Source organism: Enterovibrio norvegicus DSM 15893 (assembly GCF_900115495.1).
Classification (GTDB): Bacteria; Pseudomonadota; Gammaproteobacteria; order Enterobacterales; family Vibrionaceae; genus Enterovibrio; species Enterovibrio norvegicus.
The window spans coordinates 96777-119195 of record NZ_FOWR01000015.1; the positions used below are offsets into that span (position 1 = coordinate 96777).

At 49.4% G+C, this 22419-nt stretch carries 20 protein-coding genes; 5 read left to right on the forward strand and 15 right to left on the reverse strand.

What is annotated here, in order from left to right:
- Positions 1-83: 83 nt before the first annotated feature.
- From thiI to pomA, 3 genes are all read right to left on the reverse strand, one after another.
- Positions 84-1532, reverse strand: coding sequence for a tRNA uracil 4-sulfurtransferase ThiI (gene thiI / locus BM082_RS11570; protein WP_026024687.1), 1449 nt, complete (start codon positions 1530-1532; stop codon positions 84-86).
- 141 nt (positions 1533-1673) lie between these two features.
- Positions 1674-2603: a flagellar motor protein MotB gene (locus BM082_RS11575; RefSeq protein ID WP_017011345.1), complete on the reverse strand. Its 930-nt coding sequence runs from the start codon at positions 2601-2603 to the stop codon at positions 1674-1676.
- A 10-nt stretch (positions 2604-2613) separates the two neighbouring features.
- A complete protein-coding gene (gene pomA, locus BM082_RS11580) occupies positions 2614-3375 on the reverse strand; it encodes a flagellar motor protein PomA (RefSeq protein WP_026024688.1) in 762 nt (253 codons plus the stop codon).
- A gap of 215 nt (positions 3376-3590) precedes the next feature.
- On the opposite strand from pomA, the gene xseB reads away from it, so the two are divergent.
- Genes xseB through dxs form a run of 3 tightly spaced genes read left to right on the forward strand, consistent with a single transcriptional unit; the run spans position 3591 to position 6623 of the window.
- Positions 3591-3836 (forward strand): exodeoxyribonuclease VII small subunit, encoded by a 246-nt coding sequence (gene xseB / locus BM082_RS11585; RefSeq protein ID WP_017011347.1) that lies wholly within the window; start codon positions 3591-3593, stop codon positions 3834-3836.
- On the forward strand, positions 3829-4728 hold the full coding sequence (ispA, locus tag BM082_RS11590; RefSeq protein ID WP_074926990.1) for a (2E,6E)-farnesyl diphosphate synthase: 900 nt from the start codon (positions 3829-3831) through the stop codon (positions 4726-4728). The genes xseB and ispA overlap by 8 nt, the downstream gene beginning before the upstream one ends.
- A gap of 29 nt (positions 4729-4757) precedes the next feature.
- Positions 4758-6623, forward strand: a complete 1866-nt coding sequence (gene dxs, locus BM082_RS11595; protein ID WP_017012630.1) for a 1-deoxy-D-xylulose-5-phosphate synthase — start codon at positions 4758-4760, stop codon at positions 6621-6623.
- A gap of 127 nt (positions 6624-6750) precedes the next feature.
- On the opposite strand, the gene pgpA is transcribed toward dxs, so the two are convergent.
- From pgpA to glyA, 9 genes are all read right to left on the reverse strand, one after another.
- Positions 6751-7239 carry a phosphatidylglycerophosphatase A gene (pgpA, locus tag BM082_RS11600; protein ID WP_017011350.1) on the reverse strand — a complete coding sequence of 163 codons (489 nt, stop codon included), beginning with the start codon at positions 7237-7239 and terminating at the stop codon, positions 6751-6753.
- A complete protein-coding gene (gene thiL / locus BM082_RS11605; RefSeq protein ID WP_017011351.1) occupies positions 7236-8213 on the reverse strand; it encodes a thiamine-phosphate kinase in 978 nt (325 codons plus the stop codon). The genes pgpA and thiL overlap by 4 nt, the downstream gene beginning before the upstream one ends.
- A gap of 73 nt (positions 8214-8286) precedes the next feature.
- Entirely contained in the window at positions 8287-8760 is a 474-nt protein-coding gene (nusB, locus tag BM082_RS11610) for a transcription antitermination factor NusB (RefSeq protein WP_371734780.1), read from the reverse strand.
- Entirely contained in the window at positions 8754-9224 is a 471-nt protein-coding gene (gene ribH, locus BM082_RS11615; RefSeq protein ID WP_016959723.1) for a 6,7-dimethyl-8-ribityllumazine synthase, read from the reverse strand. Before ribH ends, nusB begins: the two co-directional genes overlap by 7 nt.
- A gap of 216 nt (positions 9225-9440) precedes the next feature.
- Positions 9441-10550, reverse strand: coding sequence for a bifunctional 3,4-dihydroxy-2-butanone-4-phosphate synthase/GTP cyclohydrolase II (ribBA, locus tag BM082_RS11620; RefSeq protein ID WP_017011353.1), 1110 nt, complete (start codon positions 10548-10550; stop codon positions 9441-9443).
- A gap of 48 nt (positions 10551-10598) precedes the next feature.
- On the reverse strand, positions 10599-11261 hold the full coding sequence (locus BM082_RS11625) for a riboflavin synthase (protein WP_017011354.1): 663 nt from the start codon (positions 11259-11261) through the stop codon (positions 10599-10601).
- An 18-nt stretch (positions 11262-11279) separates the two neighbouring features.
- On the reverse strand, positions 11280-12392 hold the full coding sequence (ribD, locus tag BM082_RS11630) for a bifunctional diaminohydroxyphosphoribosylaminopyrimidine deaminase/5-amino-6-(5-phosphoribosylamino)uracil reductase RibD (protein WP_017011355.1): 1113 nt from the start codon (positions 12390-12392) through the stop codon (positions 11280-11282).
- Between the two features lie 8 nt (positions 12393-12400).
- Complete coding sequence (gene nrdR, locus BM082_RS11635) at positions 12401-12850, reverse strand: transcriptional regulator NrdR (RefSeq protein ID WP_017011356.1); 450 nt, start codon at positions 12848-12850, stop codon at positions 12401-12403.
- A 131-nt stretch (positions 12851-12981) separates the two neighbouring features.
- On the reverse strand, positions 12982-14232 hold the full coding sequence (gene glyA / locus BM082_RS11640) for a serine hydroxymethyltransferase (protein WP_017011357.1): 1251 nt from the start codon (positions 14230-14232) through the stop codon (positions 12982-12984).
- Between the two features lie 522 nt (positions 14233-14754).
- On the opposite strand from glyA, the gene BM082_RS11645 reads away from it, so the two are divergent.
- Together BM082_RS11645 and BM082_RS11650 are read left to right on the forward strand one after the other, a co-directional pair.
- Entirely contained in the window at positions 14755-15360 is a 606-nt protein-coding gene (locus tag BM082_RS11645) for a DUF6198 family protein (RefSeq protein WP_074926992.1), read from the forward strand.
- Positions 15361-15554: 194 nt separating this feature from the next.
- Positions 15555-17033 carry an alkaline phosphatase family protein gene (locus tag BM082_RS11650; RefSeq protein ID WP_017016694.1) on the forward strand — a complete coding sequence of 493 codons (1479 nt, stop codon included), beginning with the start codon at positions 15555-15557 and terminating at the stop codon, positions 17031-17033.
- Positions 17034-17151: 118 nt separating this feature from the next.
- On the opposite strand, the gene glnB is transcribed toward BM082_RS11650, so the two are convergent.
- From glnB to purL, 3 genes are all read right to left on the reverse strand, one after another.
- Positions 17152-17490, reverse strand: coding sequence for a nitrogen regulatory protein P-II (gene glnB, locus BM082_RS11655; protein WP_017011361.1), 339 nt, complete (start codon positions 17488-17490; stop codon positions 17152-17154).
- 143 nt (positions 17491-17633) lie between these two features.
- Positions 17634-18071 carry a GNAT family N-acetyltransferase gene (locus BM082_RS11660; RefSeq protein WP_017016693.1) on the reverse strand — a complete coding sequence of 146 codons (438 nt, stop codon included), beginning with the start codon at positions 18069-18071 and terminating at the stop codon, positions 17634-17636.
- Between the two features lie 122 nt (positions 18072-18193).
- On the reverse strand, positions 18194-22102 hold the full coding sequence (gene purL, locus BM082_RS11665; RefSeq protein ID WP_017016692.1) for a phosphoribosylformylglycinamidine synthase: 3909 nt from the start codon (positions 22100-22102) through the stop codon (positions 18194-18196).
- Positions 22103-22419: the final 317 nt, after the last annotated feature.

Here is a 22419-nt window from a genome sequence, read left to right on the forward strand (position 1 = left end):
ACATGCCTTACTTTTCGCTTTTCTAAGCAATAAAAAAAACCGACTCATGGTCGGTTTTTTTATTGAATATGGCATTGCACCAACTACGGGCGATACACTTTCACGTTAGCAAAGCCATTCTCTTGCAAGTACAACGCTTGCAAGCGGCTCATCACACCACGATCACAGTAAAGTAAGTACGTTTTACTCTGATCCAAATCGCCAAACTTGGTTGCCAACTTGAAGAACGGAATATGCACAACGTCAGCACCATCAATTTCTAACGGGTTGCCGTCTTCTTCTTCAGGGCTGCGAATATCAAGAACCACTGCACCTGATTCAATGTCACCAACCTGCTCAACTTCGGGAGCTTTTTCTTTACTTTGTTTTTCGATCTCACGAATATCGATCGTACGCGCTTCACGCACCACTTGCTCGAGGATCTCAAAGTTAAACTTCGCTTCTTCAATATCTAGCTTTTCTTTCTCAGCCTTAATGGTTGGCTTACGAGAAATCACGCCACAGTATTCCGGCATCGTTTTGGCGAAATCTTCGGTACCAATCTGACGCGCTAAATTGATGATATCTTCTTTATCCCAGTTAATCAGAGGACGAAGAATCAAAGTGTCTGTCGAGTTATCGATATGACGAAGGTTGGTCAACGTTTGGCTAGAGACTTGGCCCAACGCCTCGCCAGTAACCAGTGCTTGAATACCATTTCGTTCAGCCATCTTCGAGGCCGCACGCATGAACATGCGCTTCAAGATCACACCCATTTGACCATCTTCAACCTTTTCTAAGATCTCAGCGACAACAGGTTCAAAATCAATAGACACAAATTTCACTTTCGCAGAAGAACCGAACTTCTCCCACAAATAGTAAGCAGTTTGCTGAACACCAATCTCATGGGAAGCACCACCAAGATTGAAGAAGCAGTAATGCACCTTACTGCCACGTTTGATGTGCAAATAGCTTGAAACCCCTGAGTCAAAGCCACCAGAGATCAAGCTCAGTACATCTTCTTGTGTACCGAGAGGGAAACCACCTAGACCTTTAAAACGCTCGCGCACCACGTTGACGTTTTCTTTGTCCACTTCAATGTGAACAGTGATGTCTGGGTTTTTCAATTGAACACGCGCAGATTCGACGTCTTGATTCAAGCCACCACCAACGTAACGCTCTACTTCGATAGACGTAAACGGATGATTACCGCGACGCTTAGCACGCACACAGAAAGACTTGCCTTCCAGTTGGTGGCTTACCGTTGCAGCAACGATCTCGTAAATGTTGTGCAGATCTGTGAATTCAGTTTGCTCGACTTCCAACACGTGGTGAATACCAGGGGTACAGGTCAAAGCGTCGAGCATAAGCTCGCGTTGAGAAGCGTCTTTTAGCGAAACCTCGATATGGTCGCGACGGTTATATACCGCCATAGCAACTGACTTCCGCTTAAGAACATTTCGGATGTTACCTTCCAGAATTTTCGTGAAGCGTTTCCGTACAGATTCACTTTTGACCATCACCTCAGGGTGAATTTTTACGATAAATTTCATAACAGGTTTCGCTACAGCTTCTTTAAAGGCGCGCATTATACATCAAGCATAACGTATTCGAAATAACCCGACACGAACCAAAAAGCAGCGCCAATGCGCTGCTTTCTTTATAGGTGTGAATTCTTCTCGCTTAGGACGCCATCAGTTTTCCTGAATTGCCTCAACCGGTGCGTCTGCTGACAACTCTTCAGACTCTCGCGGTTTACCTTGCATAATAGAGATTTCGACGCGACGGTTAAGCGCTCGATTCTCCGGCGAATCATTCGGGGCGCGCGGCATTGAACCGGCCAAACCTTCTACACGCATGCGCATGGGATCAAACCCTTGAACCTTTTCCATCTCTTGAGCAACAGACACCGCACGCTGCGCCGACAGATCCCAGTTTGAACGATACAGTTCTGAATCCAGCGCCGAATCATCGGTATGTCCCGACACTTTTATCTCACCCGGCACATCTTTCACCAACTCGGCAATCTGACGCACCAACGGACGGAACTTAGGTTGCAAGAACGCCGACCCCGCAGGAAACGCGCCTTTCTCTCGAATACGAATAACCAGCTGCTGCCCGAGGTTTTCGACTTCAATAGCCCCCTCTTCCACTTCGCGTTCTAAGGCTTGTACCACCATTTGAGCGGTACTCGACATCTGTTCAACGTCTTGTTCTTGTTCCTGCATTGAGGCTTCACTGGCGGTAGACCCCCCTTCAAGTTTCGCAGAGTCCCGTTGTGAGCCACCCGCACGATCAGATTCACCGTCTTGGAAATCGAGGGAGCGCTGCGTCATGTCGATGGTTTGCTGCATGATCACTTCGATGGGTGTTGGTTCAGGGCGACCTGGGCGAAACTCCTGTGCAATCACACTGGTCCCTTTCGGGATGTCTTTTACTTCAAGTAAGTTTTGCACACCAAACGCAAACTTCATGGAGCCAGCGATCTGTTTAAACTTCAATACGTCCATTTCCGAAAACGAAAGTAGAAGTACGAAGAAACACATCAGTAGGGACATCAAGTCCGCGAACGTACCCATCCAAGCCGGCAGGCCTGGGGGGGGACATTTGCATTCTTCTTCCATATCAGGCTCCTTATGCGTCTACGTCAACGGCGCGTTTCTTCTCGTTGAGGTAGTTTTTCAGATAGCCATCAATGACGCGTGGGTTTTGTCCATCCTGAATAGCAAGAAGCCCATCCATGATTAGGCGTCGATTCTGCTTTTCCTGATCTTTACGCAAACGGAGTTTATCTGCGATCGGAATGGCGACCATGTTCGCGAGCATCGCACCGTAGAGTGTTGTCAAAAGTGCTACCGCCATCGCGGGACCGATGGCCTTTGGGTCATCCATGTTTGAAAGCATGGCTACCAGACCAACCAGTGTGCCGATCATTCCCATCGCGGGTGCAACATCAGCGAGCGCACTGTAGAATTGGGCTCCACCATCATGGCGTTCATCGGTCATGGCGATGTCTTTTTGAAGTGTCATTTTCACCACTTCCGCATCGTGGCCATCCACCAGCATATCTACGCCTTTCTTCATAAAAGAGTTGGTCACTTCCATCTCTTCCAATGCAAGAAAGCCACCTTTACGCGCGGCATCTGCCATCTCAACCACTTTTGCGATCAAATCTTCAGGGTCATCTGCCTTAAACATAAAGGCCTTACCCGCAATTTTGAAGGCACCAAAAAACTGTCCCATTGGGTATTTCATCATTACAACGAAAAGACTACCGCCAAATACAATCAGCGCAGACGGGACGTCGGCAAACATGCTCAAGGTACCACCGAGTAGCATCGCCATTATGATGAAGGCGAACGCGCCTAACATCCCTATAAGTGTCGCCAGATCCACAGATCGATCCCCTTAAAATGTGTAGCCAGAGTAATATTTGAATTATCTAACTATCTTAACAGCTACTGTATTTAACGGCAGCAGCGACGATAGTTTTAGTGCTTCTTTATAAATTGTAGAAAAGCCCTTTTAATACACATAATTTCATTCAAGGATTTGACCCTTATCAGACGCTGAGTTAACTTCTCCGCCATTCTCCCCAATGTAGAATCATCATGGCAGCCAAGAAACCAGAAAATATGACCTTTGAAGAGACACTCAAAGAGTTAGACACAATCGTGAATGGTCTCGAAAACGGTGAATTACCGCTCGATGCGGCGCTGAAGCAATTCGAACGTGGTATCTCGCTGGCACGTCAAGGTCAAAAAACCTTAACGGATGCCGAACAACGCGTAGAAATCCTTCTCGCGCAAGATGATAATGCACCTTTGGAACAGTTCGAAGATATCCGCGATGAGTAACACCGCTCTGCACACCACCCTTCGTCATTATCAGGAACGCAACAATCGCCAGCTCGCTCACTGGATAGACTCTCTTGGTCATCACGACCAGCCTTTAATCCAAGCGATGAAGCACGGCACCTTGTTGGGTGGAAAGCGCGTACGCCCTTATTTAACGTACGTAACAGGCCAACTATTCGGCCTCGACGACGACGCATTGGATACGCCAGCGTCCGCCGTTGAATGCATTCACGCCTATTCCCTTATCCATGATGATTTACCCGCCATGGATGATGACGATTTACGTCGTGGCCAACCAACCTGTCACATTGCATTTGATGAAGCGAGCGCCATATTGGCGGGTGATGCACTTCAAACGCTCGCCTTTACGATACTGGCCGAGGGTGATCTTTGTGACCAAGGCAATGCGTACCGTATTCATATGGTAAAAGAGCTTGCTGCCGCGTCCGGTGCCGCAGGGATGTGTTTAGGTCAAGCGCTCGATCTTGCTGCCGAAGGCAAGCACATTGATTTGCAATCGCTTGAGACGATTCACAGAAACAAAACCGGTGCGTTGATCCGGTGTGCGGTGAGACTAGGCGCTTACGCCGCGGGCGACAAAGGCGTCGCATGCTTGCCACAACTCGATAAGTTTTCTGAGGCGATCGGCCTGGCATTCCAAGTACAGGACGACATTCTCGACATTATCAGCGACACTGAAACACTTGGAAAACCACAAGGTTCTGACGTTGCAGCGGACAAAAGCACGTACCCTGCACTGCTCGGCCTTGAAGGGGCAAAAGAGAAAGCAGAACTTCTTTATAAAGAAGCACTACACGCGCTAGACGCAATCCCCTACAATACACAGCAATTAGAGCTATTCGCCCGATATATCATCGAGCGCAATAACTAAAAACAATTAAGTCGTGCCAAAACGAATTTATGACTCTCGATATCGCAAAATACCCAACGCTTGCGCTGGCAAATACACCTGATGAATTGCGGACACTCCCGCGGGATGTGTTGCCGACGCTGTGTGGCGAGCTCCGAACCTACCTGCTCAACTCAGTGAGCCACTCGAGTGGACACTTTGCATCTGGGTTAGGCACCGTTGAGCTCACCGTTGCTCTGCATTATGTATACAACACACCTTTTGACCATCTCGTTTGGGATGTAGGCCATCAAGCTTACCCTCACAAAATTCTGACAGGTCGTCGTGAGCGCATGTCCACTATCCGCCAAAAAGAGGGGCTACACCCGTTTCCTTGGCGTGAAGAAAGTGAATACGATGTGCTTTCTGTTGGCCATAGTTCCACGTCGATCAGTGCGGCTTTAGGGCTCGCTATCGCAGCGGAAAAAGAAGGCCGCGAACGCAAAGTGGTCAGCGTTATCGGCGACGGTGCAATCACTGCTGGTATGGCCTTTGAAGCCATGAACCATGCCGGTGGTGTCCATTCAGACATGTTGGTTGTACTCAACGACAACGAAATGTCGATCTCTGAAAACGTCGGCGCGTTGAACAACCACCTCGCGCAATTACTTTCAGGAAACTTCTACACGTCTATCCGCGAAGGCGGTAAGAAAGTACTTTCTGGCGCACCACCAATCAAAGAGTTGGTTCGTCGTGCAGAAGAACACCTCAAGGGCATGGTTGTGCCTGGCACCTTGTTTGAAGAACTCGGCTTTAACTACATCGGCCCTGTTGATGGGCACGATGTGGAAGAATTGGTTAAAACCATCAAGAACATGCGTAACCTTAAAGGGCCACAGTTCCTGCATGTGATGACCAAAAAGGGCAAAGGCTACGAGCCCGCAGAGAAAGATCCTATCGGCTACCACGCCGTGCCGAAATTCAACCCTGCTGAAAATAAATTGCCCAAAGCGGCTGCATCAGGCCCAACCTTTTCCAAAATCTTTGGCGATTGGTTGTGCGACATGGCCGCAGAAGATGAAAAACTTCTCGCCATCACCCCAGCAATGCGCGAGGGGTCTGGCATGGTGCGTTTTTCGAAAGAATATCCCGATCGCTATTTTGATGTCGCTATCGCAGAACAACATGCAGTCACACTGGGTACTGGCATGGCCATTGGTGGCTATAACCCCGTTGTCGCGATCTATTCGACTTTCCTACAGCGCGGTTACGACCAATTGATTCACGATGTTGCCATCATGGATTTGCCTGTTATGTTCGCCATTGACCGTGGTGGTCTCGTGGGCGCTGACGGACAAACGCACCAAGGTGCCTTTGATCTGAGCTTTATGCGTTGCATTCCGAACATGGTGATCATGGCACCGAGCGATGAAAACGAATGTCGCCAAATGCTTTACACCGGTCACAAACACCAAGGCCCTTCTGCTGTGCGTTACCCTCGCGGTACGGGCACTGGTGCAGACGTCGAGCAAGAAATGACCGCATTGCCAATCGGCAAAGGCGTGGTGCGTCGCCAAGGCGAAAAAGTGGCGATTCTAAGCTTCGGTACCATGCAGTCATACGCATTGGAAGCTGCTGAAAACCTCAACGCGACCGTTGCTGACATGCGCTTTGTGAAGCCGTTGGATGAAGCGCTCATTGACGAGCTTGTGGCAACCCATGATGTGATTGTCACCGCTGAAGAAAATGCGATTGCAGGTGGTGCGGGTTCAGGTGTGATTGAATACCTGATGAAGTCACGCCAAATTAAACCTGTGCTTCAGATTGGTCTACCAGACAAATTTGTTCACCAAGGTACGCAGCAAGAGCTTCACCAAGAATTGGAAATTGATGGGAAAGGCATTGAGGCGCAAATTCGCCGCTACCTTGCCAGTTAGTTGTTACACGTAACATGACCTTCAATCCAATCAAAAAAACGGCGCATTCAGCGCCGTTTTCATTTCCAGTCTTTCTCGTCATGGTCAGCTCTCGTCATGGTGTGAAAACATCACATCTTTGTTTGGATTACCACCAATCCATATATGTGTGTCCCGCCCATAATGCGACCATTGACATTAAGCCCGCCACAATGTCATCAAGCATGATGCCAACGCCACCGTGAACCTGCTTATCAAGCCAACTGATCGGCCACGGTTTTACCATGTCGAAGAAACGGAAAATCACGAAGCCTGCCAGTACCGTCTGCCAATCGGTCACTGGTACCAGTAACATCGTGATCCAAAAACCGATAAATTCGTCCCAGACGATACTGCCATGGTCATGAACACCCATGTCAGACGAGGTACGCTCACACAAGTAAATACCCACCGCTGAACCCAACACAATGGCGACAATCAGTAACGTGGGAGACAGCGACGCCATCAACAAATAGAAAGGCACAGCTGCGAGTGTACCCATGGTGCCCGGCACCCAAGGTGACAACCCGGAACCAAAGCCCGTGGCGAGTAAATGGATCGGGTTTGAGAGTCGAATTTTACTAATAGGGTTACTCATACATCACTCCGAAAATGGTCCCAACCGGCTAACTGCCAATCCACCGCTTGTCCCTGCCATCGCAACTGTAAGCCCTCTCCGTGACGAATTTGACCAATGCAGGTCACTGGGGTGTTGGTGTGAGCCAATGCCGTGTCTATCGCTCCACGGTGGCTCTCAGGCACGGTAAAACATAGTTCGTACTCTTCACCGCTAGACAGGGCCATTTTCGCGGCATTTTCAGCACTGCCTGCGTATTCGAGCAATGCATCAGAAACAGGAAGCGCTTCTGTATTGATCACTGCAGACACACCGCTGGCTTTTAGGATATGGGAAAGGTCGGCAGCTAAGCCATCTGAAATATCGAGCGCAGACGATGCCACCGCGCGTAGCGCTTGGCCCGCTAATACTCGCGGTTGTGAGTAGTAGTGACGGTTAAGTAATGTTTCTTCAAGCTCAGTGCTTGGTGCATTGCCAGAAAGAATGACATCAAGGCCAGCGGCGCTGTCACCCAAGTTACCAGTAACATACAGCCAATCGCCCGCGTTCGCGCCATCACGACGGATCGCTGTTCCAGCAGGAACAATACCTTGTAATGTGATAGTGATGCTCAATGGACCTTTGGTGGTGTCTCCACCGATCAACTGGACATTGTAATATTCAGCCAGCTTGTAGAAACCATCGCAGAAGCCTGCGAGCCACGCTTCATCCGGTGAAGGCATGGTGAGTGCAAGCGAACACCATGCAGGCACGGCGCCCATGGCGGCGAGGTCGCTTAAATTTGACGCCAGCGCTTTATGCGCAACTTTGACAGGGTCGGCATCTGCCAAGAAATGGGTGCCTGCGACCAGCGAATCGGTCGTCACCACCAATTGGCTGTTTTCAGGAAGAGAGATCACGGCTGCGTCATCACCGATCCCCAGCACCACGTCTTTTCGAACAACGGGCTGAGCCTTGAAATATCGATGAATCAAATCAAATTCGTTTCCTGACATCCTTTCTTTCCAAACGTTAGAGGGCTGATAAGAAAAAGGCCAGCGAGGCTGGCCTTTTTATCTGTCTTTCAGATTATTTCTTTCTTAGTGTCGGTACGGCTTTATCAAGCACACCGTTCACGAATTTGTGGCTGTCTTCTGCGCCGAAACGCTTCGCCAGCTCAATAGCTTCGTTAATCACAACTTTGAAAGGAACATCTTCACGTTTTGTTAGCTCATACATAGCTAGACGCAGAAGTGCATGTTCCATCTCATCCAGATCTTGGATTGGACGAGACAAGTAAGGACGCATTTTGCTGTCCATTTCTTGGTGGTTCAACACAACGCCTGCAAACAGGTCACGGAAGTATTCTACATCCGTTTCAGGTTGGCGTAGGCGTGGCTCTTCGGCCTGATGCTCTTCTTCTTCGTAATTATCTGCCGAAAGAAACTGTGCTTCGATATCAGCAACGTTGCCTTTGGTTAATTGCCAAGAATAAATGGCTTGTAGTGCAAAATGACGCGCATTGCGTCTTGCGGCTGGTTTCACGATAACCCCCGTTAGGATTCGATTTGGGACAGGACATTTACCATTTCAAGCGCGCTTAGTGCAGCCTCTGCCCCTTTATTACCAGCCTTGGTACCCGCGCGTTCGATGGCTTGTTCGATGGTGTCAACAGTCAGGACACCAAAAGCAACAGGAGTATCAAACTCCAATGCAACTTGTGCTAGACCTTTGTTACATTCTCCGGCCACATAGTCAAAGTGTGGCGTACCGCCGCGGATCACAGATCCTAAGGCGATGATTGCGTCGTAACGACCGCTTTTTGCAACACGTTGTGCAACCAATGGCAACTCGTAAGCACCTGGGCAACGTACTACAGTAATGTTCTCTTCGCTAACCTGGCCCTGACGCTTCAGTGCATCAATGGCTCCATCCAGCAGACTTTCGTTAATGAAGCTGTTGAATCGGGAGATAACGATAGCAACTTGAGCATTTGGTGCTGCAAATGCACCTTCGATTACCTTCATGGGCCTTCCTGTGACTTATTTATCCGGATTGAGAAACCGCGGGATTCTATCACACTTTTCAGCAAAGCTTCTAGCGCTTATCCCGCAATGTATTGTGCATAACCAAACTCGCTGAATCCTGTATCTTCAGGTTGTTTGGGTATCTATGTTTACGCCCTGCAAATCAAAAAACGCAGCGAGTGCTGCGCTTTCATTGTTAGAACGTCTTAATTCAGTTTAATCGCAAACGTACTCAACAACTTTCAAGCCAAACCCTGACAGAGCGTGATAACGTTTTGATGTGGATGACAACAAGCGCATTTCTGTCACACCAAGATCGGCTAAGATCTGCGAACCAACACCCACACGGCGACTTGTACCTTGCCACTTGGCGGATGCTGGGCGGTCACCTTTGTCCTGCGCTTCAAAATTACGCACTTTTTCGATGATGCCGTCTGCCGATTCTTCTTTGCCAAGGATGACCAACACACCGCCTTCGGCGTTAATGCGCTTCATTGCATCCGTCAGTGACCAGCTACGCTCTGCCGAACGGTCAGAGTGAAGCACGTCAGTAAAGGTATCTTGCAAGTGCACGCGCACCATGGTCGGCTGGTTATCAACCTCACCTTTACGCAGCGCATAATGCACTTGGTTATCGATGGTGTCACGATACGTAATCAGGTCAAATTCACCAAAATCCGTTGGCAGCTTACACGCCGCCACACGCTCGATGGTGGTTTCGTTGTTGTTACGGTATTCAATCAAATCGGCAATGGTGCCGAGTTTGATGTCGTGTTTTTCACCGAACTTTTCCAAATCAGGACGACGCGCCATGGTGCCGTCTTCATTGAGAATTTCAACAATGACACCAGACGGAGAAAATCCGCCTAGACGCGCCAAATCACAGCCTGCTTCAGTGTGGCCTGCACGTGTCAAAACACCACCGTCTTGCGCCATCAACGGGAAAATGTGTCCCGGTTGCACCAAGTCAGCCGCAACCGCATTCGGGGCCACAGCCGCTTCTACAGTGCGTGCACGATCAGCAGCAGAAATCCCCGTGGTGACACCGGTCGCCGCTTCGATAGACACGGTAAATGCGGTAGAAAATTGCGCATTGTTGTCGCTGACCATCAGCGGCAGACCAAGACGTTGGCAACGATCTTTCGTCATGGTTAAGCAAATCAGACCGCGACCATACATCGCCATAAAATTAATGGCTTCAGGGGTAACCTTCTCGGCCGCGATGATTAAATCGCCTTCATTTTCTCGGTCTTCGTCATCCATCAGGATTACCATCTTGCCCTGACGAATATCTTCAATGATCTCTTCTGCGCTGCTTATGGCCATTGTTCGTTCCTTGTTACATCTGCCTTTGCCCAAACGGCAAGGGTTACATTATCTAAGAAAACCCGACTCCGCGAGTTTTGCCATGGTCAATCCACCTTCGCCGGTTTGCTGCGCGGCGCGGTCGCCCATCATCAATCTTTCTAGGTAGCGTGCAATCACATCCACTTCGAGATTCACTTGCTTGCCGACACTCAAATCTTCAATGGTGGTTTCCAATGCGGTGTGCGGCACAATGGTCAGCTTGAAACGCGCACCATCGACTGCATTGATGGTCAAACTAATGCCATCGATCGTGACGGACCCTTTCTCTGCGAGGTACTTCGCCAAACTTGCGGATGCTTCGAGCCAAAACTCAACTGCACGCCCCGTTTGCTCACGAGACACGACAGTGGCCAGCCCATCGACATGGCCTGATACCATATGACCACCAAAACGTGTCGTAGGCAGCATGGCTTTTTCAAGGTTCACTTTTTGCCCAGCTTGATAGTGGACAAACGCAGTACGCTTCAATGTTTCCGTTGAAAGGTCAGCAACATACCCGTTACCTGTCAATTCAACCACGGTCAAACACACGCCATTGGTGGCAATGCTATCACCCAGCTTCACATCTGACAGATCCAGTTTTCCGCTGTCAACAGTCAGGGCGATGTCAGTCCCTTTTGGCGTAATCTTCTGAATACGGCCAACCGCTTCGATAATTCCTGTAAACATACTTCTTCGCTTTGAGTGTTACTGCTTGTGTAATCGCAGACGAATGTCGTTGCCCATTTGGCAAACGTCCGTCAAAGAATAGGTCGGGACATGCTCCATGGAGACGATCCCTTCGAGATTCACCAAGGCTCGGCTGTCCGCCCCCATCAACTTTGGCGCTTGATAAACAATCAGCTCATCAACGAGGTTTTCAGCAAGCAAACTGCCTGCGAGCGTTGCCCCCGCTTCAACCCAAATGTGGTTAATGCCTTTGCTTGCCAATGCGCGAAGTGCCGCGTTCAAGTCTATGCCTTTTGTGCTCTTGGGCACCACAATGACATCGATATTCTCTTGCTCAAAAGACAACGAGGTATTCGCGGTGACGACGACGATATCCCCCTCCAAAGAGAAGAGTTGTGACGTTGTAGAAAGGGTACCTTTCGAATCAAGTATCACACGGAGAGGCTGACGCAAGGTCGCCTCATCGTAATGTGCTTTTACATCTTGAGGTAACTGCGCCCAGCGCACATTCAACGATGGATTGTCATCATGGACAGTCTGACTGGTTGAAAGGATCGCACCAGCAACAGCACGGAAGCCTTGAACATCACTGCGTGCTTCCGGCCCTGTGATCCATTGGCTTTTTCCGTTGGCCAGCGCCGTACGGCCATCAAGGCTCGACGCGAGCTTCAACTGAACAAGTGGGACGCCGGTTTTCATCATTTTGATGAAACCTGGATTCAATGCTTCAGCCTGTGCTTGCATCAAGCCAACATCAACTTGAATACCTGCATCGCGCATTCGCTGTATACCTTGACCTGCCACTTTCGGGTTGGGGTCTACCATGGCACACACTACACGGCTTACCTTTGCATTGATAAGCGCATCAGCACAAGGGGGCGTTCGGCCGTAGTGAGAGCAAGGCTCAAGCGTAACATAAGCGGTCGCGCCCAATGCGCGTTCGCCCGCGTCTTTTAAGGCATGGACTTCAGCATGAGGCTCCCCAGCGCGAAAATGGAAGCCTTCACCGACAATGTCATCACCTTGGGTGATCACACACCCAACGTTCGGGTTTGGCGCTGTTGTGTAAAGGCCGCGCTGCGCTAAATCGAGCGCGCGCTGCATCATTTCTGAATCAAAAATAGAAAACATGAATCCGCTTATTTTTCTAGGCGAGCAATCTCTTCGCCAAAATCACGAATATCTTCAAAGCTATGATATACGGACGCGAAGCGAATATACGCCACCTTATCGAGTTCTTTTAATGCATCCATCACGAGATTACCCACCAAGGTAGACGACACTTCGCGTTCACCTGTTGCACGAATGGTGGATTTGATGGTGTTGATGGCTTTCTCGATGTCGTCAGCACTGACTGGGCGTTTTTCCAACGCACGCTGAATACCGCCACGCATTTTATCTTCGTTGAACGGATCTCGGTTGCCATTGGTTTTGATGATACGCGGCATCACCAGTTCGGCAGTTTCAAACGTGGTATAACGTTCGCTACACGCTAAACACTGGCGACGACGACGCACCTGGTGGCCGTCAGCCACAAGTCGTGAATCGATCACTTTGGTGTCATTTGCACCACAGAATGGACAGTGCATCTCGCCTCCTTCAATAATTGAAGAACAGTGTAACCGATTTAACCTAAAGGGTAAGTGGGTAGAATGACGAAAGTGGTGAATTTAGAGCCAAAAAAAGCACCCGAAGGTGCTTTTTGTCGTCAATTTACGGCTTACGCGTAAACAGGTAGACGCTTACAGATTTCAAGCACTTTCGCTTTGGTCGCGTTAATAACATCTTGGTTTTCGATGTCATCCAGCACATCACACATCCAGTTAGCCAGTTCTTTTGCATCATCTTGGGTAAAACCACGACGCGTAATTGCAGGAGAACCAACACGGATACCTGATGTTACGAATGGGCTGCGTGGGTCATTTGGCACACTGTTTTTGTTCACAGTGATGTTCGCCGCACCCAATGCTGCATCCGCTTCTTTACCAGTGATGTTTTTGTCGATCAAATCAACCAAAAGCAGGTGGTTTTCTGTGCTGTTAGACACGATTTTGTAACCGCGCTCTTGGAACTGAGCAACCATGGCTTTTGCGTTATCAACAACGCGCTGTTGGTACGCTTTGAATTCAGGTTCCATCGCTTCTTTGAACGCAACCGCTTTTGCCGCGATAACGTGCATCAAAGGACCACCTTGACCACCAGGGAATACTGCTGAGTTCAGCTTCTTGTACATGTCTTCGCCAGCATTTGAAAGAATCAAACCACCGCGTGGACCTGCCAACGTTTTGTGCGTCGTCGTAGAAACAACGTGTGCGTGTGGCACTGGCGTTGGGTAAACACCCGCCGCGATCAGACCCGCTACGTGTGCCATATCAACAAACAGGTAAGCACCCACTTTGTCGGCGATTTCACGCATACGCGCCCAATCAACGATCTGTGAGTAAGCAGAGAAACCACCGATGATCATTTTAGGGTTGTGCTCAATCGCCAACGCTTCCATTTCGTCGTAGTTAATTTGACCCGCTTCGTCGATACCGTACGGAATCACATTGTAGTGCTTACCAGAGAAGTTTACTGGAGAGCCGTGCGTCAAGTGACCACCGTGCGCTAGGCTCATGCCTAGGACTGTATCACCAGGGTTCAACAATGCCATGTAAATCGCACTGTTAGCTTGAGAGCCTGAGTGTGGTTGAACGTTCGCATATTCTGCATTAAACAATGCACACGCGCGGTCAATGGCTAATGCTTCCGCTTTATCAACGTACTCACAACCGCCGTAGTAGCGCTTGCCTGGGTAGCCTTCAGCGTATTTATTGGTTAGCTGGGAACCTTGCGCTTCCATAACGCGAGGGCTGGTGTAGTTTTCTGACGCGATGAGCTCAATGTGCTCTTCTTGACGTGCAGTTTCTTCCTGGATCGCAGTAAAAAGCTCTGGATCGTAATCAGCGATATTCATGTCACGCTTTAGCATCTGTATCTCCTGACTCAGATTGTTCCCTAGGCTAACGTGTTTAACCAAGTTGGCTAAATAACTCGATAGGAACAAGTGATTTAGTCAACCTGGTTGTAACCTCAGAATAAGTGGGTTTTTACCGTTTCTTAAACACCAGTATCCATGCGGACGCAAACGTTTTCGTCACGGTTTTCCTAACTGGTGCGATTCTACAAAATTTGTTGCGCAACAGGTAGTAGCAATCACATTTTTTTTGCGCTGCCGAACATGGTCATTTTTCATTCTAACCATGAATTCAATTCACCCATCGGCTGCAAAGCGGCATAGCGCCGCCATTCAACAGGATGTGTAAACCGTTTCTCTTTACAGTGTGTAACGCATTTATGACACAGCCTCAAGGCTGTCTTTAAGGCACCTCTTTTCAATGTTTTCCTTACTCATTAAGATTTCCCACTTTTTGTTTTAATGGCTCGTTAGCAACGTCATTTTTTCCTTTAAAAACGACAAATTTGCGAAGCAACACCATTTTGGGAGAACCTTTTGAACTTAACCGCTAGACACACGTCCCTCGAAGACGTAATCGCCATTCTGTCAGGTACATTTATCGTGGCGCAGGGCGTGTTCTTTCTTCAACAGGCTGGCCTTCTTACAGGCGGTACGACAGGACTGGCACTTTTGCTCAATCAATTTGTAGATCTGTCGTTTGGCACGCTGTATTTCCTGTTTAACCTGCCTTTTTATGTCATGGCGTGGCAACGCTTTGGGCGTCAATTTGCGTTAAGAAGCGTATTCGCAGGCGCAATGGTTTCCATTATCACGGACAACATCGGCCATGTGTTCAGCGTGGATTGGCTATCACCCGTGTATTGCGCATTGATCGGTGGATTGCTGATGGGTGTTGGCATGCTGATGATTTTTCGCCACAACGCCAGCTTAGGGGGGTTCAATGTTCTGGCCCTTTTCTGCCAAGAAAAGTTTGGGGTGCGCGCGGGTAACGTTCAAATGGGTATCGATTTATCGATTCTACTCGCCTCGTTTTTCTTCGTCTCGCCTTGGCTTTTAGCGTGCTCGGCAATGGGCGCATTTGTACTTAATCTTGTACTTACCATGAACCATCGACCTGACCGTTACGTGGTGTGCTATTAACTGACGAATAAACTAAAAATTAGCACGTCGGCGTGAATTCGACGTGCTGACTTATACCCTTTCCTGTTGATTTACTGTCTTATTAGTCATACAAACATCCCACCCCCAACTTCACGTTGTCATTGAAACATCATCATTGCTTCATTGGTGCTAATAACAATATTGCCAATAAACAAAAGTAATGGATTAAAACAATGAAAAAGCAATTTACCCTTTCTCTTATCGCGACATGCTTAGTTGCAGGATCCGCAACGGCTGCTGTACCGCAACAAAGTGATGTTTGGTATAAGGACGCTCAGTCGGCTATTGAAAACGCAAAGAAAAATACCCCTATCATCGGCCAAGCAAAAAACGTCATCGTATTCATCGGTGACGGCATGAGCTTAGGAACAATAACCGCCGCACGTATTTATGTGGGCCAACAAAATGGCAGCAGTGGTGAAGAAAACATACTCACCATGGAAACGCTGCCACATGTCGCCCTTTCCAAAACCTACAATACCGACATGCAAACCCCAGACTCTGCCGGTACAGCTACAGCGATCGTCACAGGTGTAAAAACCAAAGGCGGTATTATTAACGTTAATGACAACGTTCGCAGAGGGTTTTGCGACACTGTCGCAGGCAACGAAGCCAGTTCTATCTTCGAGCTAGCAGCAGACAAAGGCAAAGCAGTGGGCGTTGTTTCTACCGCACGCATCACCCATGCAACCCCAGCAACGGCGTATGCTCATAGCCCAGACCGTAATTGGGAAAATGACAGCAAAATCCCGAACATTGCCAAGGAGCAAGGCTGTAAAGACATCGCAAGTCAGCTCGTCGCTTTTGACGTTGGTGACGGTTTCCAAGTGGCCTTTGGTGGTGGGCGTCGCGAATTCATACCCGCTGATGCCACAGACCCTGAATACCCGGATAAAGGTGGGAAGCGTACAGATGGCCGCAACCTGATTGAAGAATGGCAAGCGCGCTACAGTGACGGCCAATTCGTGTATAACCTTGATGGTTTTGACAGTATCAAAGTCGATGAGAAAACCCGTGTTCTAGGCTTGTTCGAGCCAAGCCACATGCAATATGAAGCGGACCGACAAGTCGATAACAAAGAACCTTCGCTGGCACAAATGACGGACAAGGCCATCGATATCCTTGAGCAAGACAAAGAAGGCTATGTGCTAATGGTCGAAGCGGGACGTATTGACCATGCGCACCACGGTGGCAATGCAGCTCGCGCATTAGAAGACACCAAAGCCTACGATGACGCCATCAAGGTCGCACTCGAAAAAACCGATCCTAAAGATACCCTCATCATCGTTACTGCTGACCATGCGCACACCATGATCATGAACGGTTACGCAGAAAGAGGTAACCCAATACTGGGCCTGTCGAAACAACAAGGTAAATATAACAAGGACGTCGATGGCAACACCTATACCACCATTGTTTACGGTAATGGCCCGGGTGCCGTTGGAGAATCTCCACGCCCTAGCGTTTCTCAGGAACAAGTGTTGAAACTCGACTACCTCCAACAAGCATTGGTTGGATTGGGCTCTGAAACCCACTCAGGAGAAGATGTCATTATCTTCGCGCGTGGCCCTCAAGCGTGGTTGTTCCAAGGCGCGGTAGAGCAAAATTACATTTACCATGTCATCAATGACGCAACGGGTATCGGTCAATAGCTCATCGGTCAATAACCCGTCGCTCAATAACCCGTCGCTCAATAACACATCAGCCAAAAGCTTTCGGCAACAAAAAGGCCTCCCAATGGGAGGCCTTCTAAATATTTGAGGGTGAAATTTACACCGCTTCTTCGTCTTCTTCACCCGTACGGATACGAACAACACGCTCCACTTCGGTAACGAAAATTTTGCCGTCGCCGATTTTTCCAGTCTGTGCCGTTTCAACAATGGTATCTACACACTGCTCTGCCATATCATCTGCAACGACAATCTCTAGCTTCACTTTCGGCAGAAAGTCGACCATGTATTCAGCACCACGGTATAACTCGGTGTGGCCTTTCTGACGGCCAAAACCTTTCACTTCAGATACCGTCATACCTGTGATACCCACTTCAGCTAACGCTTCACGGACGTCATCTAGCTTAAATGGTTTGATAATCGCTTCGATTTTTTTCATGTCGCATTCCCTATAAGTGCCAATCCCTAGTAACCGAATCAGCAATATCATCAATAAATTCGTTTAACGCTATGATGTTAATTGTAACCCGAGGTGAGAATTATCGCGCAGCTTTCACTCTCACATTCGTGCACCGCATCGGCTCAAATCAGAGATTTTTTCCATTGGGTTGGCTTCGCATCACCGCTTGCAAACGGCGGTTGGTAACCTGAATTCGTCAGTAATGACTGCATAGGTTTACGCCCAATCACGGCACCACAATCCACTTTAAGCTCATGAGTGATGGTTGCTGCGTATGCTTCTAACGCATTTAGCAACGTTTTACCGATACCCTGTAAACGTGAGGATTGATCCACTTCAAGCAGGGTCAATGTGGCGTTTTCCACCATAATGCCGTTATGACGTTTTGCATGAGAAAGTACGGCAACGGCGACCGTTGCACCGTCTTTTTCTGCCACTAACACGGGCACTTCTTGATCGGAAGAAATCTCATCGAGTTGAGATAACGCGGGGAAACGGGTCAACAGCTCAGATGAGACTTGTCCCGTGGGAATGAGTGTAAAACTGATTGCACTGTCCATTTGCATCTCTCCTTCATTGCCATCGGAATATACCTTCTCGCCCTTACCGCATGCAATGAGATAAAAAACCGCCACCCGTGGGTAGCGGTTTGTGTCACAAGTTTGGTGATTCCTTCACCAAATTATCCTAGCGTTACACGCGCATTGCGGAACATACGCATCCATGGGCTATCTTCGCCCCAACTGTCTGGGTGCCATGAATTCGCCACAGTACGGAATACACGCTCAGGGTGCGGCATCATGATGGTCACACGGCCGTCTGTGGTTGTGAGGCCAGTGATGCCGTTTGGCGATCCGTTCGGGTTCGACGGGTAATTGTCCGTTACGTTGCCGAAGTTATCCAAGTAACGCAGGGCGACTGTGCCAGATTGTTCAATCGCAGCAAGGTGCTCAGCATTGCGCACTTCCACACGGCCTTCACCGTGAGAAACCGCGATAGGCATACGAGAACCCGCCATGCCACCAAGGAACAGGGATGGGTTCTCTTGCACTTCTACCAAGCTGAAACGCGCTTCAAAACGCTCAGATTCGTTACGCACAAAGCGTGGCCACAAATCAGCGCCAGGGATCAGGTCATGAAGGTTCGACAGCATTTGACAACCGTTACATACACCTAGCGCAAAGGAATCGCCGCGGTGGAAGAAACGTTCGAACTGGTCACGTGCCATGTCGTTAAACAAGATAGATTTCGCCCAGCCTTCGCCAGCGCCCAATACGTCACCGTAAGAGAAGCCGCCACACGCCACAAGACCATTAAAGCCTTCCAACGTCACGTTGCCGCTCAGCACGTCACTCATGTGAACGTCTTTCGCGTCAAAGCCAGCACGATCAAATGCCGCTGCCATTTCAACGTGTGAGTTAACGCCTTGCTCACGCAAGATCGCCATTTGAGGACGTGCACCCGTTGCGATGAACGGTGCAGCCACGTCTTCTTGCACGTCAAACGACAATGCGGCGCTCAAGCCAGGGTCGGTGACATCTTTCTTCGCTGCAAACTCTTGGTCTGCACAGCCTGGGTTGTCACGCATTGCTTGCATTTTGTGGGTCGTTTCCGCCCAGATGGTACGAAGCTCAGTGCGGTTTTGTTCCAACACCAAATCATCACCGTTCCAAATGCGAACCGTATCTTCATCGCTCAACGTACCAATAACATGGCTACACGCTTCCAAACCGTGGGAAGCTAACGTCGATTGAACCATATCCAAGTCTTCGGTGCGCACTTGAATGACAGCACCCAGTTCTTCATTGAACAGAGCTGCAATCTCATCATCACACTCGCCTGTTGCAGACAAGGTATTGATGTCCACTTCTAGGCCAACGTGACCTGCAAACGCCATTTCTGCCAAGGTGACATAAAGACCACCGTCGCCGCGGTCGTGGTAAGCCAATAGCTTCTCGTCACGTACCAACGTTTGCATCGCATTGAAGAAGCCTTTCAGTAGTTCAGGGCTATCAACATCAGCGGGTTTGTCACCCAATTGCTTGTAAACCTGCGCCAGAGCGGTTGCACCTAGACGGTTTTGGCCTTGACCTAAGTCGACCAACACCAATGCGCTCTCGCCTTTGTCGGTTCGAAGTTGAGGCGTCACCGTTTTACGTACATCTTCAACACGACCAAATGCCGTGATCACCAAAGAAAGTGGTGAGGTATTTTCTTTCTGCTCGCCATCCTGCTCCCAACGGGTTTTCATCGACATGGAGTCTTTGCCCACTGGAATCGTCAAATCAAGCGCAGGACACAGCTCTTCACCGATCGCCTTCACAGCTTCGTAAAGGCCTGCATCTTCGCCTGGGTGGCCCGCTGCAGCCATCCAGTTCGCTGAGAGGTTAATGCGCTTCAGGTCGCCAATGTCAGAACATGCGATGTTTGTCAGTGACTCGGCCACGGCCAAACGTGCCGATGCTGCGAAATCAAGCAGAGCAACTGGCGTACGCTCACCCATCGACATCGCTTCGCCGTGGTAGGTGTCATAACTTGCTGCTGTTACCGCACAGTTCGCCACGGGTACCTGCCAAGGGCCAACCATTTGGTCACGCGCAACTAAGCCTGTTACCGTGCGGTCGCCAATGGTGATCAGGAAGGTTTTTTCTGCCACAGAAGGAAGGCGAAGTACGCGAAGTGATGCGTCTTCAACCGAGATACCTGTACGGTCGATCGCTTTGCCTTCCACTTTCTGCGTTTGAACGTCGCGGTGCATTTTCGGTGGTTTACCCAGCAACACGTCAAGCGGCATGTCGATAGGCGTGTTATCAAAATGATCATCTTCAAGGGTTAAGTGACGCTCTTCTGTCGCTTCACCTACAACGGCATAAGGTGCGCGCTCGCGCTGACAAATTGCATCGAACACGGCCATGTGTTCTGGGGCAACGGCCATCACATAACGTTCTTGAGATTCGTTACACCAAATCTCTAGCGGGCTCATGCCCGGCTCATCGTTCGGTACATCACGTAGCTGGAATTTACCGCCTCGCTCACCGTCATCGACCAATTCTGGCAATGCGTTAGAAATACCGCCCGCGCCCACATCGTGGATAAAGGCGATAGGGTTGTTTTCACCTAACTGCCAACAACGGTCGATCACTTCCTGACAACGGCGTTCCATTTCTGGGTTTTCACGCTGTACTGATGCAAAATCGAGATCTTCTGCTGACTGACCCGACGCCATTGACGAGGCTGCGCCACCGCCAAGACCGATATTCATTGCAGGGCCGCCCAGCACGATAAGCTTCGCGCCAACCGGGATTTCTTTCTTCTGAACGTGTTGCTCGCGAATGTTACCCATACCACCAGCAATCATGATTGGCTTGTGGTAACCACGAACTTCTTCACCGTTGTGTGACGTGACCTTTTCTTCGTAAGTACGGAAGTAACCCAACAGGTTCGGACGACCAAATTCGTTGTTAAATGCCGCGCCACCCAGAGGGCCTTCTAGCATGATGTCCAACGCATTCACGATACGGTCAGGTTTGCCGAAATCGGTTTCCCAAGGCTGTTCAAAACCCGGAATGCGAAGGTTAGAAACGGTAAAACCAACCAAGCCCGCTTTGGGCTTACCACCAATGCCGGTTGCGCCTTCATCACGGATTTCACCACCAGAACCGGTAGAAGCGCCCGGCCACGGAGAAATCGCCGTTGGGTGGTTGTGTGTTTCGACTTTCATCAGGATGTGTGCCGCTTCCTGATGGTAGTTATATTGGCGAGATTCAGGGTTCGGGAAGAAACGACCCACCTCAGAGCCCTTCATAACAGCGGCGTTATCTTTGTACGCTGACAATACGTTTTCGCTGTTGTGCTCAAACGTATTTTTGATCATTTTGAACAGGCTCTTGTCCTGATCAACACCATCGATTGTCCAATCGGCGTTGAAAATCTTGTGACGGCAGTGCTCTGAGTTAGCCTGAGCAAACATCATCAATTCGATGTCGTTCGGATTGCGGCCCAGTTTGATGAAGCTTTCCACCAAGTAATCAATTTCATCGTCTGCAAGCGCAAGGCCCAGCTCCACGTTCGCGGTAACCAATGCTTCGCGACCACCACCCAACACATCAACGGCCTTCACGGGTGCAGGCGTCGCTTCAATGAACAGTGCAGAAGCCTCTGCCATGTCAGCAAACACCACTTCCATCATACGGTCGTGAAGTAGACCAATAAGTGTGTGTGTTTGTGCTTCGGTCAGTGCAGTAGACAGCTCAACGTAGTAAGCCGTGCCGCGCTCAAGACGCTTAATTTGATTTAATCCGCAGTTGTGCGCGATATCGGTCGCTTTAGAGGACCAAGGAGAAATGGTGCCGGGACGTGGCGTAACAAGAATCAAGGTTCCTGTTGGAGCATGTTCAGCGATTGTTGGTCCGTACGTGAGAAGACGTGCCAACTTTTGTTGTTCATCTTCACTCAACGGCGCGCTGATATCAGCGAAATGGGTATACTCTGCATAGAGGCCAGTAACAGGCAAATCATTCGCCTGACAGCTTTCTAGAAGTTTATTGACTCGAAAATCGGACAGAGCGGGGGAACCACGCAAAATTTCCATGTGCGTACGTCTCTCGGTTAGCGGTGGATTAAAGTGACATTGACCTAACCCCATGATTAATCGTTGCTAACGTTCATGGAAAAGCCACGTCGATACCACTTTTGAGCCTCCAACAAGGCCTTCGGGGCGGTATTATAGGGTAAAAAGGTGAGCGACGTAACACCTGACGCAACCGTTTGCGTAACTTTTTTCTGATGACCGTCGTTCTCGTCAGAATACAGCACAAATTCAGCAAGAAATGCAGCTCGGCTTTTCGCATAGTGCGAGCTTTGATATAACAGTCCCCTATCGATAGAGAGTGAGCATATCTTTTTGAA